The organism is Pseudomonas sp. GW821-FHT09C08 (genome assembly GCF_059418125.1).
Window position 1 is genome coordinate 137,983 of sequence record NZ_JBWKPG010000003.1, and the last position, 17,502, is coordinate 155,484.

Genomic DNA, 17,502 nt, shown 5'->3' on the forward strand with positions numbered 1-17,502 from the left:
CCGCTTGCTAACCTGATAGGTGTTACATGGCAGGCGCAAAAGAGATTCGCAGTAAGATTGCGAGCATCAAAAGCACGCAAAAAATTACCAGCGCCATGGAAAAAGTGGCGGTCAGCAAAATGCGCAAGGCACAAATGCGCATGGCTGCTAGCCGTCCTTATGCGGAGCGTATCCGCCAGGTAATTGGGCATCTGGCCAACGCCAACCCGGAATACCGCCACCCGTTCATGATCGACCGCGCAGTCAAGCGTGTGGGTTATGTGGTAGTGAGCAGTGACCGTGGTTTGTGCGGTGGTCTGAATACCAACCTGTTCAAGGCCCTGGTCAAGGACATGGCGGTAAACCGCGAAAACGGCGTCGAGATCGATCTGTGTGTTGTTGGTAGCAAGGGTGCGGCCTTTTTCCGCAACTTCGGCGGTAACGTCGTTGCAGCTATCAGCCACCTGGGTGAAGAGCCGTCGATCAATGATTTGATCGGCAGTGTGAAGGTGATGCTGGATGCGTACCTGGAAGGCCGGATTGACCGCCTGTCCGTGGTATCCAACAAGTTCATCAACACCATGACCCAGCAGCCAACCGTGGAGCAATTGATTCCACTGGTGGCGACTCCGGATCAGGAACTCAAGCACCACTGGGACTACCTCTACGAACCAGACGCCAAAGAGCTGCTTGACGGCTTGATGGTGCGCTACGTGGAGTCGCAGGTGTACCAGGCGGTGGTCGAGAACAACGCAGCTGAACAAGCGGCGCGGATGATCGCGATGAAAAACGCTACCGATAACGCCGGTGATCTGATCAGCGATTTGCAGCTGATCTACAACAAGGCGCGTCAGGCTGCGATCACCCAAGAGATCTCGGAAATCGTCGGCGGCGCTGCCGCGGTTTAACGGTTCAAATATTCAGAGGATCCAGCTATGAGTAGCGGACGTATCGTTCAAATCATCGGCGCCGTTATCGACGTGGAATTTCCACGCGACAGCGTACCGAGCATCTACAACGCGCTGAAAGTACAAGGCGCGGAAACTACTCTGGAAGTTCAGCAGCAGCTGGGCGACGGCGTAGTTCGTACCATTGCGATGGGTTCCACCGAAGGCTTGAAGCGCGGTCTGGACGTTGTCGACACTGGCGCTGCCATCTCCGTACCGGTCGGTAAAGCGACCCTGGGCCGGATCATGGACGTACTGGGCAACCCGATCGACGAAGCTGGCCCGATCGACACCGAAGAGCGCTGGGGCATTCACCGTCCAGCACCTTCGTTCGCCGAGCAAGCTGGCGGCAACGACCTGCTGGAAACCGGCATCAAGGTTATCGACCTGGTTTGCCCGTTCGCCAAGGGCGGTAAAGTTGGTCTGTTCGGTGGTGCCGGTGTAGGCAAGACCGTAAACATGATGGAACTGATCCGTAACATCGCCATCGAGCACAGCGGTTATTCCGTGTTCGCCGGTGTGGGTGAGCGTACTCGTGAGGGTAACGACTTCTACCACGAGATGAAGGATTCCAACGTTCTGGACAAAGTGGCACTGGTTTACGGTCAGATGAACGAGCCGCCGGGAAACCGTCTGCGCGTAGCACTGACTGGCCTGACCATGGCCGAGAAGTTCCGTGACGAAGGTAACGACGTTCTGCTGTTCGTCGACAACATCTACCGTTACACCCTGGCCGGTACTGAAGTATCCGCACTGCTGGGCCGTATGCCTTCGGCAGTAGGTTACCAGCCGACCCTGGCTGAAGAGATGGGCGTTCTGCAAGAACGTATCACTTCGACCAAGGAAGGTTCGATCACTTCGATCCAAGCGGTATACGTACCTGCGGATGACTTGACCGACCCATCGCCTGCGACCACCTTCGCCCACTTGGACGCCACCGTCGTACTGTCCCGTGACATCGCTTCCCTGGGTATCTACCCAGCGGTCGATCCACTCGACTCGACTTCGCGCCAGCTGGATCCGAACGTGATCGGCCAGGAGCACTACGACACCGCTCGCGGCGTCCAGTACGTGCTGCAGCGTTACAAAGAACTGAAGGACATCATCGCGATCCTGGGTATGGACGAGCTGTCGGAAACCGACAAGCAGTTGGTATCCCGCGCTCGTAAGATCCAGCGCTTCTTGTCGCAGCCGTTCTTCGTGGCTGAAGTCTTCACCGGTGCCTCGGGTAAATACGTTTCCCTGAAAGACACCATTGCTGGCTTCAAAGGCATCCTCAACGGTGACTACGACCACCTGCCAGAACAAGCGTTCTACATGGTCGGCGGCATCGAAGAAGCGATCGAGAAAGCCAAGAAACTGTAATCCAGGCGCCCGGAAACGGGCGCTCATCAGGTTGAGGCAATCAGATGGCTATGACAGTCCATTGCGATATCGTCAGCGCGGAAGGGGAAATCTTCTCCGGTCTGGTAGAAATGGTGATTGCACACGGCGAACTCGGTGACCTGGGTATTGCCATGGGCCACGCGCCGTTGATCACCAGCTTGAAGCCAGGTCCGATCACTCTGACCAAGCAAGGCGGGGAAAAGGAGGTGTTTTACATCTCCGGTGGTTTCCTCGAGGTTCAGCCGAACATGGTCAAGGTACTTGCCGACACCGTGCAACGTGCTGGCGACCTGGATGAAGCCTCCGCTCAGGAAGCCGTCAAGGCTGCCGAGAAGGCCCTGAATGAAAAGGGTGCGGACTTCGACTACAGCGCTGCTGCTGTACGTCTGGCCGAGGCTGCAGCCCAGCTGCGCACGCTCCAGCAGATCCGCAAGAAGTAAGCGGCTACGCCGTAATACTTATGCGCGATTGATTAAAAAGGGTAGCCTCGGCTACCCTTTTTCTTTTTCAGCAAAACACATCTCTGGTCTGAAGCAGGACCGCTCAGGATTGGTAGCCATTCATGTCTCTTGAAATCGTCATTCTCGCCGCAGGCCAGGGCACCCGCATGCGTTCAGCCCTGCCCAAGGTGCTGCATCCGGTCGCCGGCAATTCGATGTTGGGCCATGTTATCCACAGCGCTCGGCAGTTGGACCCCCAGCGAATTCACGTGGTGATCGGCCACGGTGCCGATGTGGTGCGCGAGCGCCTGGCTGCCGATGACCTGAATTTCGTTCTGCAAGACAAACAGCTGGGTACTGGCCACGCTACCGCGCAAGCCGTGCCGTTCATTACCGCCGACACCGTGCTGATCCTCTATGGCGACGTGCCGCTGATCGAAGTGGAAACCTTGCAGCGCCTGCTCAAACACGTAGTGCCTGGCCAGATGGGCCTGCTGACCGTTGAGCTGGACGACCCTACCGGTTATGGCCGCATCGTGCGCAACGCCGATGGCAAGGTCGCAGCCATTGTTGAACACAAGGATGCCAGTGAAGCCCAACGCGCGATCACCGAGGGCAACACCGGCATTCTTGCGGTGCCAGCCAATAAGCTCGCCGACTGGATGAGTCGTCTGTCCAACAACAACGCCCAAGGCGAGTATTACCTCACCGACGTGATCGAGATGGCCGTGAGTGATGGCTTGCTGGTCGCCACCGAGCAACCCCACGACCCGATGGAAGTGCAGGGCGCCAACGACCGCAAGCAACTGGCCGAACTGGAACGTCACTATCAACTGCGCGAAGGCCGTCGCCTGATGGCCCAGGGCGTTACCTTGCGCGACCCGGCGCGCTTCGATGTACGCGGTGAGATCACCGTTGGCCGCGACGTGCTGATCGACATCAACGTGATCCTCGAAGGCCGTGTGGTCATCGAAGACGACGTAGTGATTGGCCCGAACTGCGTGATCAAGGACAGCACCCTGCGCAAAGGTGTGGTGGTCAAGGCCAACAGCCATATCGATGGTGCCGTGATGGGCGAGGGCAGTGACGCTGGCCCGTTCGCGCGGTTGCGTCCAGGTAGCGTGCTGGGAGCCAAGGCCCATGTGGGTAACTTTGTTGAATTGAAGAATGCCAGGTTGGACGCGGAAGCTAAAGTCGGCCACTTGACCTACCTGGGTGACGCCAATGTAGGCGCGCGAACCAACATTGGCGCCGGCACCATCACGTGTAACTACGATGGCGCCAACAAGCACCAGACCACCATTGGGGCGGACGTGTTTATCGGTTCCAATAACTCCTTGGTTGCTCCGGTCACCCTCGACGATGGCGCCACCACAGCAGCCGGCTCAACCATCAACCAGGATGTGGATAAGTCTCAACTGGCCGTCGCCCGCGCCCGCCAGCGCAACATCGACGGTTGGAAACGCCCGGTCAAAATCAACAAGACCTGAGTTATCCACACGCTCATCGGCTAACGCTATCTCCTGTGGGAGCTGGCTTGCCTGCGATAGCGGTCTGGCATTCACCATGAATGTCGCCTGACACGCCGCGATCGCAGGCAAGCCAGCTCCCACATTTTTTGCTCCGAGTATTCAAAAAGCTCATTCCCGCGCTTGACGATCTTTCGCCAATAGGTTTTGATTGCCTTCGTTATCTTTCGAAGCGAAACTTATCATCACCATGTCGAAACGAAATACACCCCAACGACGCCACAACATCCTGACCTTGCTCAATGAACAGGGCGAAGTCAGCGTGGACGAATTGGCGAAGCGTTTCGAAACGTCGGAAGTGACCATCCGCAAGGACCTCGCTGCCCTCGAAAGCAACGGCCTGCTGCTGCGCCGCTACGGTGGCGCGATCACCATGCCGCAGGAACTGGTCGGCGACGCCGCCCAACCCATCTCGGTTTACAAGCGCGCCATCGCGCGGGCCGCCGTGATGCGTTTGCGTGAGCATGCCCGCATCATCATCGATAGCGGCAGCACGACGGCGGCCATGATCCCCGAACTGGGCCACCAGCCCGGCCTGGTGGTGATGACCAACTCCCTGCACGTGGCCCGCGCCTTGAGCGAACTGGAACACGAGCCGGTGCTGTTGATGACCGGTGGCACCTGGGACCCGCATTCGGACTCATTCCAGGGCCAGGTTGCCGAGCAGGTGCTGCGGTCCTACGACTTTGACCAGTTGTTCATTGGCGCCGATGGCATCGACCTGGAACGCGGTACCACTACCTTCAACGAATTGTTGGGCCTTAGCCGCGTGATGGCCGAGGTCGCCCGTGAAGTGGTGGTGATGGTCGAATCCGACAAGATCGGCCGCAAGATTCCCAACCTGGAACTGCCCTGGAGCAGCGTCCATACCCTTATTACCGATGATCGCCTGCCGCTTGAGGCCCGCGACCAGATCCAAGCCCGCGGCATTACGCTGATATGCGCGGCAATCATCTAGGAGAAATACCATGTGTGGAATTGTAGGCGCAGTCGCTGAACGCAACGTCACCGCCATCCTGCTTGAAGGTCTCAAGCGCCTGGAATACCGCGGCTATGACAGCGCCGGTGTGGCGGTCTTCACCAACGCCGGCAAGCTTGAGCGCATGCGCCGCCCGGGCAAGGTCGCCGAGCTGGAGCAAGCCCTGCTCGGCGAGCCGCTGGTCGGTCGCCTGGGGATTGCCCACACCCGCTGGGCCACCCACGGTGCGCCGTGCGAACGCAATGCCCACCCGCACTTCTCCGGTGACCTGGCCGTGGTGCACAACGGCATCATCGAAAACCACGAAGTACTGCGCGAACAACTCAAGGGCCTCGGCTACGTGTTCACCTCGGACACCGATACCGAAGTCATCGCCCACCTGCTCAACCACAAGCTCAAGGACCACAGCGACCTGACCACCGCCCTCAAGGCCACGGTCAAGGAACTGCATGGCGCCTACGGCCTGGCGGTGATCAGCGCCAGCCAACCGGACCGTGTGGTGGCCGCTCGCAGTGGTAGCCCGCTGGTGATCGGCCTGGGCCTGGGTGAGAACTTCCTCGCGTCCGACCAACTGGCCCTGCGCCAGGTCACCGACCGCTTCATGTACCTGGAAGAAGGCGATATCGCCGACATCCGCCGTGAAAGCGTGTCGATCTGGGACGTCGACGGCAATCCCGTCGAGCGCGAAGCCGTGCAATACCGTGATGGCGCCGAAGCCGCCGACAAGGGCGAGTTCCGCCACTTCATGCTCAAGGAAATCCACGAGCAGCCTTCGGTGGTGCAGCGCACCCTGGAAGGTCGCCTGAGCCAGAACCAGGTGCTGGTCAACGCGTTCGGCCCGCAAGCCGCCGAGCTGTTCGCCAAAGTGCGCAATGTGCAGATCGTCGCCTGCGGCACCAGCTACCACGCCGGCATGGTTGCGCGTTACTGGCTCGAAGAGCTGGCCGGCATCCCGTGCCAGGTCGAAGTCGCCAGCGAGTTCCGCTACCGCAAGGTGGTGGTGCAGCCTGACACCCTGTTCGTGACCATCTCCCAGTCCGGCGAAACCGCCGACACCCTGGCCGCCCTGCGCAACGCCAAGGAATTGGGCTTCCTCGCAAGCCTGGCGATCTGCAACGTCAGCATCAGCTCGCTGGTGCGCGAATCCGACCTGACCCTGCTGACCCAGGCTGGTCGCGAAATCGGCGTAGCCTCCACCAAAGCCTTCACCACCCAACTGGTCGGCTTGTTGCTGCTCACCCTGTCCCTGGGCCAGGTTCGCGGCACATTGGCCGCCGGTGTCGAAGCCACCCTGGTAGAAGAACTGCGTCGCCTGCCGACCCGCCTGGGTGAAGCCCTGGCCATGGACAGCACAGTGGAAAAAGTCGCCGAACTGTTCGCCGACAAAAACCACACCCTGTTCCTCGGCCGTGGCGCGCAATACCCGGTGGCGATGGAAGGCTCGTTGAAGCTCAAGGAAATCTCCTACATCCACGCCGAAGCCTACCCGGCCGGCGAATTGAAGCACGGCCCACTGGCCCTGGTGGATGACGACATGCCGGTGGTGACCGTCGCGCCGAACAACGAGCTGTTGGAAAAGCTCAAATCCAACCTGCAGGAAGTGCGCGCCCGTGGCGGCCAGTTGATCGTGTTCGCCGATGAGAAAGCCGGCATGGTCAACGGTGAAGGCACTCACGTCATCAACATGCCGCACATCCACGACACCCTGTCGCCGATTCTCTACACCATCCCGTTGCAGCTGCTGTCGTACTACGTCGCCGTGCTCAAGGGCACCGACGTCGACCAGCCGCGCAACCTGGCGAAATCGGTGACCGTGGAGTAACCCGCCATGCCCTGGAGACCCGCCCGGGTCTCCAGATCCCCGCGAAAGGACGCGACCTCGATGCACACGCCCTCCCAGATCCATCCACTTCTGCACAATCGCCGATTCACTGTCGCCAACAACGCCCAAGGGCTGTCGGGTACGGGTACGGTGTTTCATTACCTTGTCGAAGGTGATGCCATCTCCGGCACCTACCAAGGCGGTCGCATCCGGCTGGGTACGCAAGTAGGACGTGTGACAGGCCCGGATACCATCGAGTTGCTGTATCAGTGCCTGACGCTGGACGGTCAGCTGCTGTCCGGTTGGTCGCGTGGGACGGTCGCTGTAGACCCTGTCGGACGCACTACGCTGAGCTTCGAGTGGGGTTGGTTGTCAGGTGCCGCTGGCGGTGGCGAGTCGAGCTACGTGGAGCTTTCCTCGGGTTAAGCACCTCTTGTCGGTTCTGTGGGCCAGTGCCCGTCGCGTGACACCGTTTTCCCCCTAGAATGCGACCCTGTGGATAACTCAGCCAGGGAACGCCTTCACCATGAATATCGAACTGCTAATCGCCGGCATCGTTGCGCTGATCATTGTCGTGGGCGTCGTGGGCTGGATGGTGGGGGTCTACAACGGGCTGGTGATGCGGCGTAACGATGTGGACAAGGCTTTCGCCAACATCGACGTATTGCTCAAGCAGCGGGCCGATCAGATCCCGGACCTGATGCGCGTGGTCCAGACCGCCATGAACCATGAGAACGCGCTGTTCACCCGCCTGAGCGACGCGCGTACACAATACCTTAACGCCAGCAGCCTCAACGACAAGGTCGACGCCTCCAACCAGCTCAATGCTGCGCTGAAGTCGGTGATTGCGGTGGCGGAGAATTACCCCGCGCTGATCTCGGGGCCCAACATGGTCGCGTTGCAGCAGGCGATCTCGGCGGTGGAGGAGCGGATTGCCGACCGGCGTGAGTTCTTCAATGAGTCGGTCAACCTCTACAACATCGCGATTGCGGTGTTTCCCGACCTGTTCTTTGCGCGAATGCTCAGTTACCAGCGTATTCCGTTGCTGGCCATCAGTGCTGAAGAAACCCGCTACGAAGGCGTCAAGCTCGAAGTGCCCGGCACATGAAGACCACCCAGGCTGGCGCCATCAAGAAAAAGCAGGCATGGAAAACCCTGCTGGCGCTGCTGATACTCGCAGGCTTTATTGGCTTGATGGTCTATGCGCCGAACATCCTGATCGCGTTGTTTTTCCCGACGTTGATCCTGCTCGGCCTGTTGGCCAGCTTCGGGCCCAATTTCTACAAGACTGAACAGCGGCTGGCCACCAGCCAGATCCGCTCGCTGGCGATGGGGTTGGTGGAACTGCGCGGCAAGGTGGTTGTGGATAAGCCGCTGCTGTCGCCGGTGTATGGCAAGCCCTGCGCGGGCTACGTGTTGATCATCGAAGACGGCAAGAAGGACGACGACGGGCATTGGAGCTGGAGCCGGGCTTCGGGCGAGGCGCGCTGCAATGACTTCAGCCTGCAGGACGCCAGCGGCGAAATCCGGGTGATTGCCGAGGGTATTGATCTGTTCGGCAACAAGTCGCCTGACGATTACGAGCCGATGGGCAGCTCCCGCCGCCAGGGTGAAATCCTGCTGAGCCAGGACCTTGATGTGATGCTTATCGGCGATGCCTGCGAACGCGACGGCCTGCGCGTGATTGCCCAGGGCAAACAGGCCAAGGCGGTGTTCGGTGTAGCGCTGACTCAGGATGTGGAAAACCGTCGGGTCCTCGCGCCGCTGTGGCGCGCCGCTGGCTTCTACGCGGCCTGCGTGGGGCTGATCGGCGTGGGCATCATGGCCCTCACGCCCGAACACATTGCCCAACTGCATTTGCCGGGGCCGGACACTTATCAACAGATGGCCGAGCTTGGCCCTGTGTATAAATTGCTGGCCTGGTTATATCGCGAGGGCGGTTTCCAGATTCCGTTCATGGCGGCGTTTGGCTTCTTCCTGGCGATGATCGTGGTGCTGATGGCGACCCGCCTGGTGCTGCCCAAGGGCATCCGCATGGCCGTGGGCCGGGTGTTGGGTGCGTGGACCGGGCTGGGCATGGTGATTGGCGGCGTGGTCACCTTGCTGCTGTTCGTGGCCCAGGTGGATACGCTGAAGTTGTTTCTGGTGTGGATGCTGATCTTGGTCGGCACCCTGGTGTTCTCGATCTTCGAGCAGCGCAAGCTGGGCGCGGCGTACAACCATTTTGCCAAACGCGTGGGCAAAGCCAGTTTCGGCGACGAAGACGCCTGATCAGGGCACAAACTCCACTTTTAGCCCGCGACTCGCGCTGCGCCCCTGATCATCACTGACCCGCAGCCGGTATTCCCCCGACTTGCCCGGTCGCCAATTCAGCGTGGATTGCGGCGGGCCCTGGCCGATCAGGGTCTGGTCGGCGAACCAGTACAGGGTCGCCGCATCGCTGGCGGCGTTGGCGTTCAGTGGGATGCTTTCCTGGGGCTGGGACAGGCGTAACTGGTAGCTCACCTGGGTCAGGGGCGAGCGAATCTGCGGCGCTTCGCTCTGGTCGCTGAGGCGGTTGGGCTGGCAGTTTTTCATCACCGTGGGCGGCGTGCGGCGCGGCAGGCCGGCGGCGCGGTACAGGCGTTGTATGTCGCTGGGCCAGAACTCGAAGACTTCCTCGCGGGTGTACTGCGCCTCGAATGGCGGGCACGCGGCCTTGCCGGTGCGGGTGTCGATCAGCACCGGGCGGTGCAGGTTGGAGACGCGTATCGGCGAGACGCCGGGGATGTACCAGGTCTTGCGGGTTTGCGGGCACCAGCGGTTGGGCAGCTCGCCGGAGGCTGCGCACACGTCGATGCGCACCAGTCCGGCGGGCGGCTTGTCAGGCTTGATCAGCACATTGGGCAAGGCCAGGGGCAGGGCGTCGGCGATACGGAAGAACAATGGCGCGGCGGTTTTGGCGCCGATGAACGCCGGGTTCGGCCGCCCATCGAAGTTGCCCACCCACACCACCAGCACATACGGGCCGATCAAACCGGCACTCCAGGCATCGTGAAAGCCCCAGGAGGTGCCGGTTTTCCAGGCAGTGCGCCAATGGCGGCCGGGCAAGCCATCCGGACGCGGATTGCGGCGCAGCATGTCGCGCACCATAAACGCGGCCTGGGGGGTAAGCAGTTGCGCGCCGGTGGTCTGCGGTTGCTCCTGCAGATAGCGCAATGGCCGTAGATGCCCATCGCCGGCGAGCATTACATACAGCCCCGCGAGTTCTTCCGGGGTCATCTCACCACCGCCGAGGGCCAAGGCCAGGCCGTAATGGCTTTCACCCCGCAGGCCCTTGATACCGGCCCGTTGCAACAAGCCATACAGCGAAGGTGACCTCACCTGGCTGGCCAGCCACACCGCCGGGATATTGCGACTACGGATCAAGGCATCCCGCGCCGTCAGCGGCCCGACAAAACTGCCGTCGAAATTTTCCGGCTGGAAGTAGCCAAAATTACTCGGCAGGTCTTTGAGGATGCTCATCGGATGAATCACCCCCTGATCCAGCGCCAGCCCATACAGGAACGGCTTGAGGGTCGAGCCCGGCGAGCGCCGCGCCAGCACGCCGTTGACCTGGCCATGCAGGCTTGTGGATAAGTAATCCGCCGAGCCCACCAGGGCCTTGACGCTCTGGTCGCGGCTGTCGATCAGGATCGCGGTGGCGTTTTCCACCCCGGTGCTGCGGCGCTCGGCGATAAAGCCGCTGATCAAGCGCTCCAGCAATTGCTGAAGTGGCAGGTTAAGGGTGCTGTTCAGCTCATTACCGGTCTGGGATGCCAGCAGTTGCTCGCTCAGGTGCGGTGCCAGAAACGGGATCTGCTGGCGATTGCGGGCTTCCAGGGGCAGGTCGAGCAGACTGGCGTTGCGCGCGTCCTGTGGATAAGTTTCGCGCCAGTCGGCCATCAGCCGCAGCCGCGCGTTTTGCAGCGACGGCCCAAAGCGCGCACGCCGCCCCGGTTGCTGGGGGATCACCGCCAACGCCAGGGCTTCGGACAGCGACAACTGCGCCGCCGACTTGCCGAAATAGATGCGGCTGGCCGCCTCGGCGCCTTCAATATTGCCGCCCATCGGTGCCAGGTTCAGGTACGCCTCGAGGATGTCGTGCTTGCTGTAGCGTGCTTCCAGCCACAGGGCCAGGGCGATCTGCTGCAGTTTGCCCGGTACTTGCCGGGTGTTGAGATCCCACAGGCGCCGCGCCAGTTGCATGCTCAGGGTCGAGCCGCCCTGGCGCTGGCCACCGGTGTAGGTCGCCATGGCTGCGCGCAGCAACGCCGGAGGATTGACCCCCGGGTGCCAGTAGAAATTACGGTCTTCCTTGAGCAGCAGGGCCTCGACCAGTGATGGCGACATGCGCTCCAGCGGCAGCCATAAACGGTATTGGCCGTCTTGCGCGAGGGTCATGCGCAACAGCGAGCCGTCGTCGGCCAATACCACCCGTGACGAGGTCACGGCCTGCTCCAGCGGGGCATGGGGCCACAGCCGCAACCCCGCCAGCACCACCGCCGCTGCCAGCAGCGGCGTCAGGCGTTTAAGGCTTGGTAATTTCAAGCTGGCCTACTTTGCCGCGCCCTTGCAGGGTGGTTTCGTACATGCCTTCGGCGTAGGCCGGAGGTGTATTGAAGGTGCCTGCGTTAGTGGCGCGCACGCGGTAAACGAAAGTGCCTACGTCGCGCAGCGCAGTGCCGTACAACACCACCCGATCATCGCGGACATCCACATACTCCGGCTGCCAGTTACTCAGATCTGTTTCGCCGATCGGCGCCTGCCAGGTGTCGGCCTCTTCGTCGCTGGCTTCCACGTACTCGGATTCCTCTCCTTCACTTTCCTCGGCACTGGCGGCTTCCGGCTCCGGCGGCAAGTTATACACAGGCTCGACGCCACCCGGCAGCAAGTCGACCACGGCGACTTGCTGCACTTGGTCACGGTCAGTGGCGCGCAGGCGCAAGCGCACCAGGAACTCGTCGCCCACCGCCACTTTACTCACCGGCTCGCCCTTGAGGTCGAGGTATTCGTGGATGATCTCCAGGCCATTGGTGATTGGCTTGAGCTTGGCGCCCTTGTCGAAACCGGCCTCGCTGAGCATGTAGAACGCCGCTGGGCCGTCGGATTTTTCCATTACCAGCTTTTGCGTGGCACCCGGCACGGCAGCGCGTGGCGGCTGGCCGGCCATTTCCAGCAATTGTTGCTGTTTGTCGCCCAGCCAGGCGGTGGCCTTCAGGATCATGTCGCTTTGCGCGCGCTGGCCATAGTTGTCCAGAGCGCGCAGCAACAGGGCGGCCGACAGCGAGTTGTAACGTTGCTCGTTGAGGCGTTTGCCGAGTTTATCCAGCAACGCCACCGGCACATCGTCCAGCAGTTCGGGGAAGTGCCGCGCCAGCAGATGCAGATGCTCCGCGTCATGCACCAGCGGGTCGTAGTACAGGCCATCGCTTTCCCACTTATCCACAAGCGAACGCCATGGGATCTTGCGGAACAACGTATCGGCCTGGCGATCCTGCTTGAGCAGTTTGTAACTGGCGGCCAGGTAAGCGGCGCCGAGGTCGTTCTGCCAGGTGTCCTTGAAGTAGCTTTCGTAGCGTTCGCGGATATCGCTCAAGGCGCCGCTGACGAGAATCCCCTGACGGCTCAGCAGGTAACTGGCGTAGGCACGGTTGCGCAATTCCGACAGGCCTTCGCTCGGGCCGTTGGCCAGGTCTGTCAGATACGCATTCGAGCGCACCAGCAGGTCTTCGGGAACCGGCAGCCCACGTTCCCGGGCTTCGATCAGGAAGTCGGTGGCGTACAGGCTGGCATACGGCGCCACGTCCGGGTTGGCCGCCCACAAACCGAAGCCGCCGGCCTGGTTCTGGCGCTGGCGCAGCATGCGTACCGCGCTGCCGAAGGCCTGTTCGGCCTCTGGTGCATTGCCGCCCCAGATCAATGCCGGCATGGCCTTGGACACCAGTTGCTCGGTGCAGGCATAGCCGTAGTCATCCAGGTAATGCTTGAGGCCGTTGGCCCACACCAATGGCGAGGCCGCCACACCCAATTGCACGTCGCGCAATTGACTGAACAGTTCGCGGGTCGGCTTGAGCTCTTTGCTGGCGCTGTCGAAGCGGCCCAGGCTCAGGGCCACGCGATGCTCGCTCAGTGGGCGGATCGAGGTGGTTTCGGCGACCTGGATACGTTTGCCATCCGGCAGCACCGCGACAAAACGCAGGTCCGCCGAACCGAGGGTGTCGCCGACCTTGATCTTGAACTCGGCGGTGCCTTCCTTGCGCGGTTGCAGGGACAAGGTGCTGCCCTTGTCACCCTGCACCACCAGGCCGGCACTGGTCTGCACTTCAAACTTCACGTCCGCCGCCGCGTCGAGGTTACTGAACACCCCGGCACTGACGTTGAACACATCGCCCGGCGCCACGAAGGCCGGCACGTTCGGGGTGATCACAATCGGCCCGCGCACCTCGGTGTTGGCCTCGCTGACGCCGACGCTGTCGGCATCCACCGCCACCGCAAACAGGTGCAACTTGCCGTTGAAGCTGTCCGGCACCTGGTAATGCAGCACGGTTTCACCCGCCGGCAGGTCCACCAGGCCCGACCACCAGGCCACTGGCGGCTGGTGTTTACGCTTGAACGGGTTGAGGTGGTTGGCCAGGGCGCCTTCGGTATCGCCACCCGGCGCTGCCCCACTGAGCAGGCGGCTGAATTCCGGCAGGATCAGGTCAAGGATCTGACTGGTGCCGACCTCCAGCGCCCGCTTCTGGAAGAAGAAGCCCAGCGGGTCCGGCGTCTGGTAGCGCGCCACTTGCAGGATGCCTTCGTCCACCGCGTACACCACCGCGCGGCCCGGACGGTCGGCGTTGACCTTGATGTCCAGGGTCTGCCCCGGTTCGATCTTCGCCGGGCCTTCGACCTTCAGTGCCATGCGCCGCGCATCCAGGTTGATGCTGAAGGGCACCACGCCGTAGGACAGCGGGCTCATATAGACCTCGGACGAACCGATGTCCCGCACGAACTGCACGTTGACGTAGGCATTGCCCTCAAGCCCTGCCGGAACGCGGATATGTTGCACGCTGTTGGTGCTGTCGGCCTTGAACCACTGCTGGGTGTAGACCTTGTCGCGCTCGATGGTGATCAAGCCGGCGCCGGTGTACGGCGCGCGGATGCTGATCGCGATCTCATCGCCGGTGGCGTAGCTGCGTTTATCCAGGCGCAATTGCAGCTCGGCGTTGCGTTCCAGCGAGCGCGAAGTGTTGCCACGGCCGGCCACGCTGTAGTCGATCTGGTTGAGCAGGTTGCCGTTGGCGTCTTTGAGTTGCAGGGTGAAATCACCCGGCGTGCCGGTGTTCAGCGTCTGCTTGGCACCTTCCTGGGTCATCACCAGCGGTGAGGCGGGTTGGCTGATGTTCTTGATGCGCGACTCGTATTTGTAGGTGCCGTTGGACTGTTTCACCAGTACCGACACGTAGCGGTGCTCGACCACTTCGCTGGTCAGGCCGTCCACTGCCAGTGGCGTGAGGTCCGGCGCGACGGCCAGCCATTGCACCTGGCGTGGGGCGTCCTTGGCGACGTACGACAGCGAATCCTGACTTTTCACACCCACCAGGTAGGGCGCGGATGACACCAGCACGGCACTTTGCGCGGCCACGTTGCGGCCGCCTTCAGCCTCGAACACCTGGGTCATCACCTGCAGGCGATAGGTGCTGTTGGCGAAGCGTTGCAGGTTGAGGTCGAGCACGGCCTGGCCGTTGTCGTCGACGGTGGTCTCGGCCAGGTCTTCGGTGCTGGCCTCCTCTAGGGCATCGTTGAGGCGGAAGCGGTAATCGGGGTAACGGTCGAAGGCCGCGAGCGTGGGGCTCAGGGACATTTTCGCGGTGACACGCCGGCCGGATGCCGGGGCACCGAACAAGTGCATCGCAGTGACTTTGGCCACCACCTGGTCAGGTGGGATCCAGCCCTGCACCGGGGTGTCGTGCAGGCTCAGGCTGACCTTCATGCGGTCCGGCTCGAAGTCGCGGACTTTGAAGCTGACACTGCCCAGGTCGGTGCGGGTCTGCTTCTCGCCGATCAGCTGCAAGGTCGCGGTGTAGTCGCCGGCGGGGGCCACTTCGCTGCTGGGGAAATCAAAGGTTTCAAAACCGCTGGCGGATAGCTTCAGCGGCTGGCGAATCACTTCAAGGCCCCGCGGGTCGGTGATTTGCAGCTCCACCGGCAAGCCTTGCAGGGCGCCTTTCCAGTTGCCGCTGCGCACGATCATGCCCAGGTGCGCGGTTTCGCCGGGCCGGTACAGCCCACGGTCGGTGAACAGGTAGGCGCTGAGACGATCAACCGCACCGTCTTCTTCCAGACCACCTACGTCGAAGCGCGATAAATCCAGTTGTTGGGACTGACGGGCAATCGGCAGGAACGACTGGTCATTGCCGCGAGTGACCACATACATCAGCGGCGTTTTCTCACGGCGCAGTTCATCCAGCTTGGCGAAATGCACGTGGCCTTCGGCGTCGGTATGGCCGCTGCTCACCGGCAAACCGTTGCGGCCAATGATGTCGACTTGCGCATCCGTCACCGGCGAACCGCTGCCGATGGACTGCACGTACACATCATGGCTGCCGTCGCTGGAGCGCTTGGCGATGATGCCAAGGTCGGTCACCACGATAAAACGCAGATCGCTGGTGCTGCTGCGCTCGTACTCGAATGTGCGTGTTGCGGGATCATCCTGCGGGCTGAGCTTGAGTACGAAAATGCCGCGACGGCCGCCATTGGCGGTGAGGTAGTGACTGAGATCGACGTTGTCGTAGACAGTTTTCGCAGGATCCGAGGACGACAGCGGAATATCCAGTGCCTGACGCTCGACCATACGGTCGAAGTATTCGTTGCCGAAGTTAGGCCGCGCAAAGCTGCCGCTGCTCTGGTCCACCAGGTGTTGCAATTGGTTGGGCAGCAGGCGGGCGATTTCCACATGCGCGCCGGGCACGCCGCGAGCCATGAAGCCCAGGCGTTTTTCGCCATTGAGGCTGAGCAGCGCGCCGTCGGACAGGAACTGCAAGGTGCGCGGATACGCGGGCATGCTGAGCAGCGACGCTGTCGGATTTTTCGCCAGATAGCCACCGATGGCTTCGAGGTTGGCGGGCACGCGTACATACACGGCGCGACCGGCCGGGGCCTTGAATTTGAAGGCGTGCAGGGTGTTCAACGGTTCGACGCTGGGCACGTGGGTCAAGGTGATTTTGCTGCTGCGGGCGAGCAGGGCGTCGTCGATGTCGTTGCTGTTGTAGGGGCGCGTGTCGTCCTGGGCTTTTTCCGGCAACAGCCAGGCCTGCACCTTACCGGCGATGGTGTCATCGGCTACGGCGCTGGAGCTGCTGAACATCAGCACCGGCTCGGGCTCGCCGCGCGCGTTATCCACAAAGCTGACGTCGGCGCCGGTAAAGGTCAGGCGGTAGCGGCCGGGCACGGTGACTTCCGCCACCAGCGCTGCGGCGCTGGCGTTACCGCCGTCGCGCGCCTTGATGCCTTCGTCGAGCTTGGCGCTGACCGGCGTGCTTTCCAGCGGTGTGGCCAGGGCGGCAGAGCGTATGTAGGCGTTGAGTTTTTTCTCGTCGAAGGTGATTTCCGGGCGGTTGGGCAATTGGGCGTCGCGGTAGGCCAGGCCTTTGCCGAGGGTCACCGAGACACGCTTGCGCAGGCTGTCTTCGTCAACAGGGTGGGAAAAATGGAAGGTTGCCACCAGCTGTTTCAGCGTCGGGTTGGACGGGTCCTGGTACAGCTCGTTTTGCGCCAGGGTGGCGCGGAACGGTTGGGTGGAAAACTGGCTGCTGTATTGGCTGAGGAGCACGCCATCGGCCAGCAGGTTTTTCTTGGCCAGGCCGAGGGTGTAATGGGCGTCTACCGGCCAGTCCTTTTCCGGCACGAACAGCAAGGTGCGGTCATCGGACCAGCGCCAGGCACCGGCCACGGAGGGGTTCAGGGTGATGCCTTCGGTCACCGGCTTGCCAATGGCGGCCAGCGGGGCCACGGATTCGGCGAAGCGTACTTGCAGGTTATCCACAACCGGCGGCTGTAGGGTGTAGTCGGTCAGGTTGGGCTTGTGCAGCGAATACCCCACGGTGTGGGGCTGCGGCAGGTTGGAATACCAGTGCCAGCCGTAGAACCCTGCGGCCGCCAGCAACACCAGGCCCACTAGGCCGGCGCCGGCCTGACGCGGATAGGCACGCGCCTTGTGCCCCAGGTTCGCCACGCCACGGCCGATCGCACGGAGCCAGAGCGGCGGATGCCATTGGCCGAAAACGGCCCCCACCACAGTCAACAACACAGCGCTGATACGGCGGCTGATCGCTTTGAACGAATCGAACATGGTGAGCATCCCTGGCTAAGTGCGGCGTATCTTACACGCGTCTTTGATACAAAAGATGACGCCGAT

11 protein-coding genes are annotated in these 17,502 nt (G+C 61.8%); 9 read left to right on the plus strand and 2 right to left on the minus strand.

All coding sequences use genetic code 11. The features are described 5' to 3' along the window. Positions 1-26: 26 nt before the first annotated feature. The 9 genes from atpG to AC07OJ_RS11725 all read left to right on the plus strand — a co-directional run bounded on the left by atpG (position 27) and on the right by AC07OJ_RS11725 (position 9,353). Positions 27-887: a F0F1 ATP synthase subunit gamma gene (gene atpG / locus AC07OJ_RS11685; RefSeq protein WP_003233565.1), complete on the plus strand. Its 861-nt coding sequence runs from the start codon at positions 27-29 to the stop codon at positions 885-887. Between the two features lie 27 nt (positions 888-914). Then, the gene (gene atpD / locus AC07OJ_RS11690; protein ID WP_015886645.1) at positions 915-2,291 is read left to right on the plus strand and encodes a F0F1 ATP synthase subunit beta; all 1,377 of its coding nucleotides are present in this window, start codon (positions 915-917) and stop codon (positions 2,289-2,291) included. Between the two features lie 44 nt (positions 2,292-2,335). Continuing rightward, entirely contained in the window at positions 2,336-2,752 is a 417-nt protein-coding gene (locus AC07OJ_RS11695) for a F0F1 ATP synthase subunit epsilon (RefSeq protein ID WP_003177061.1), read from the plus strand. Between the two features lie 122 nt (positions 2,753-2,874). Continuing rightward, entirely contained in the window at positions 2,875-4,242 is a 1,368-nt protein-coding gene (gene glmU, locus AC07OJ_RS11700) for a bifunctional UDP-N-acetylglucosamine diphosphorylase/glucosamine-1-phosphate N-acetyltransferase GlmU (protein WP_495094570.1), read from the plus strand. Positions 4,243-4,471: 229 nt separating this feature from the next. Further along, positions 4,472-5,239, plus strand: a complete 768-nt coding sequence (locus AC07OJ_RS11705; protein ID WP_028618576.1) for a DeoR/GlpR family DNA-binding transcription regulator — start codon at positions 4,472-4,474, stop codon at positions 5,237-5,239. A 10-nt stretch (positions 5,240-5,249) separates the two neighbouring features. Then, the gene (glmS, locus tag AC07OJ_RS11710; RefSeq protein ID WP_065902670.1) at positions 5,250-7,082 is read left to right on the plus strand and encodes a glutamine--fructose-6-phosphate transaminase (isomerizing); all 1,833 of its coding nucleotides are present in this window, start codon (positions 5,250-5,252) and stop codon (positions 7,080-7,082) included. Positions 7,083-7,142: 60 nt separating this feature from the next. Beyond that, positions 7,143-7,508 (plus strand): avidin-fold protein, encoded by a 366-nt coding sequence (locus AC07OJ_RS11715; RefSeq protein WP_495094571.1) that lies wholly within the window; start codon positions 7,143-7,145, stop codon positions 7,506-7,508. Between the two features lie 100 nt (positions 7,509-7,608). Next, on the plus strand, positions 7,609-8,190 hold the full coding sequence (locus AC07OJ_RS11720) for a LemA family protein (protein ID WP_106805580.1): 582 nt from the start codon (positions 7,609-7,611) through the stop codon (positions 8,188-8,190). After that, a complete protein-coding gene (locus AC07OJ_RS11725) occupies positions 8,187-9,353 on the plus strand; it encodes a hypothetical protein (protein ID WP_495094572.1) in 1,167 nt (388 codons plus the stop codon). The genes AC07OJ_RS11720 and AC07OJ_RS11725 overlap by 4 nt, the downstream gene beginning before the upstream one ends. Here the strand turns inward: AC07OJ_RS11725 and pbpC are convergent, their stop codons facing one another. Continuing rightward, complete coding sequence (pbpC, locus tag AC07OJ_RS11730; RefSeq protein ID WP_495094573.1) at positions 9,354-11,651, minus strand: penicillin-binding protein 1C; 2,298 nt, start codon at positions 11,649-11,651, stop codon at positions 9,354-9,356. Beyond that, positions 11,632-17,436: an alpha-2-macroglobulin gene (locus tag AC07OJ_RS11735; RefSeq protein WP_495094574.1), complete on the minus strand. Its 5,805-nt coding sequence runs from the start codon at positions 17,434-17,436 to the stop codon at positions 11,632-11,634. The genes pbpC and AC07OJ_RS11735 overlap by 20 nt, the downstream gene beginning before the upstream one ends. Positions 17,437-17,502 lie beyond the last annotated feature (66 nt).

Excerpts from the sequence above, each read along its gene's own strand:
- AC07OJ_RS11705 (WP_028618576.1), top strand. The coding sequence starts at position 4,472 with ATGTCGAAACGAAATACACCCCAACGACGCCACAACATCCTGACCTTG.
- AC07OJ_RS11695 (WP_003177061.1), top strand. The coding sequence starts at position 2,336 with ATGGCTATGACAGTCCATTGCGATATCGTCAGCGCGGAAGGGGAAATC.
- atpG (WP_003233565.1), top strand. The coding sequence starts at position 27 with ATGGCAGGCGCAAAAGAGATTCGCAGTAAGATTGCGAGCATCAAAAGC.
- AC07OJ_RS11725 (WP_495094572.1), top strand. The coding sequence starts at position 8,187 with ATGAAGACCACCCAGGCTGGCGCCATCAAGAAAAAGCAGGCATGGAAA.
- atpD (WP_015886645.1), top strand. The coding sequence starts at position 915 with ATGAGTAGCGGACGTATCGTTCAAATCATCGGCGCCGTTATCGACGTG.
- AC07OJ_RS11720 (WP_106805580.1), top strand. The coding sequence starts at position 7,609 with ATGAATATCGAACTGCTAATCGCCGGCATCGTTGCGCTGATCATTGTC.
- glmS (WP_065902670.1), top strand. The coding sequence starts at position 5,250 with ATGTGTGGAATTGTAGGCGCAGTCGCTGAACGCAACGTCACCGCCATC.
- glmU (WP_495094570.1), top strand. The coding sequence starts at position 2,875 with ATGTCTCTTGAAATCGTCATTCTCGCCGCAGGCCAGGGCACCCGCATG.
- AC07OJ_RS11735 (WP_495094574.1), bottom strand. The coding sequence starts at position 17,436 with ATGTTCGATTCGTTCAAAGCGATCAGCCGCCGTATCAGCGCTGTGTTG.
- AC07OJ_RS11715 (WP_495094571.1), top strand. The coding sequence starts at position 7,143 with ATGCACACGCCCTCCCAGATCCATCCACTTCTGCACAATCGCCGATTC.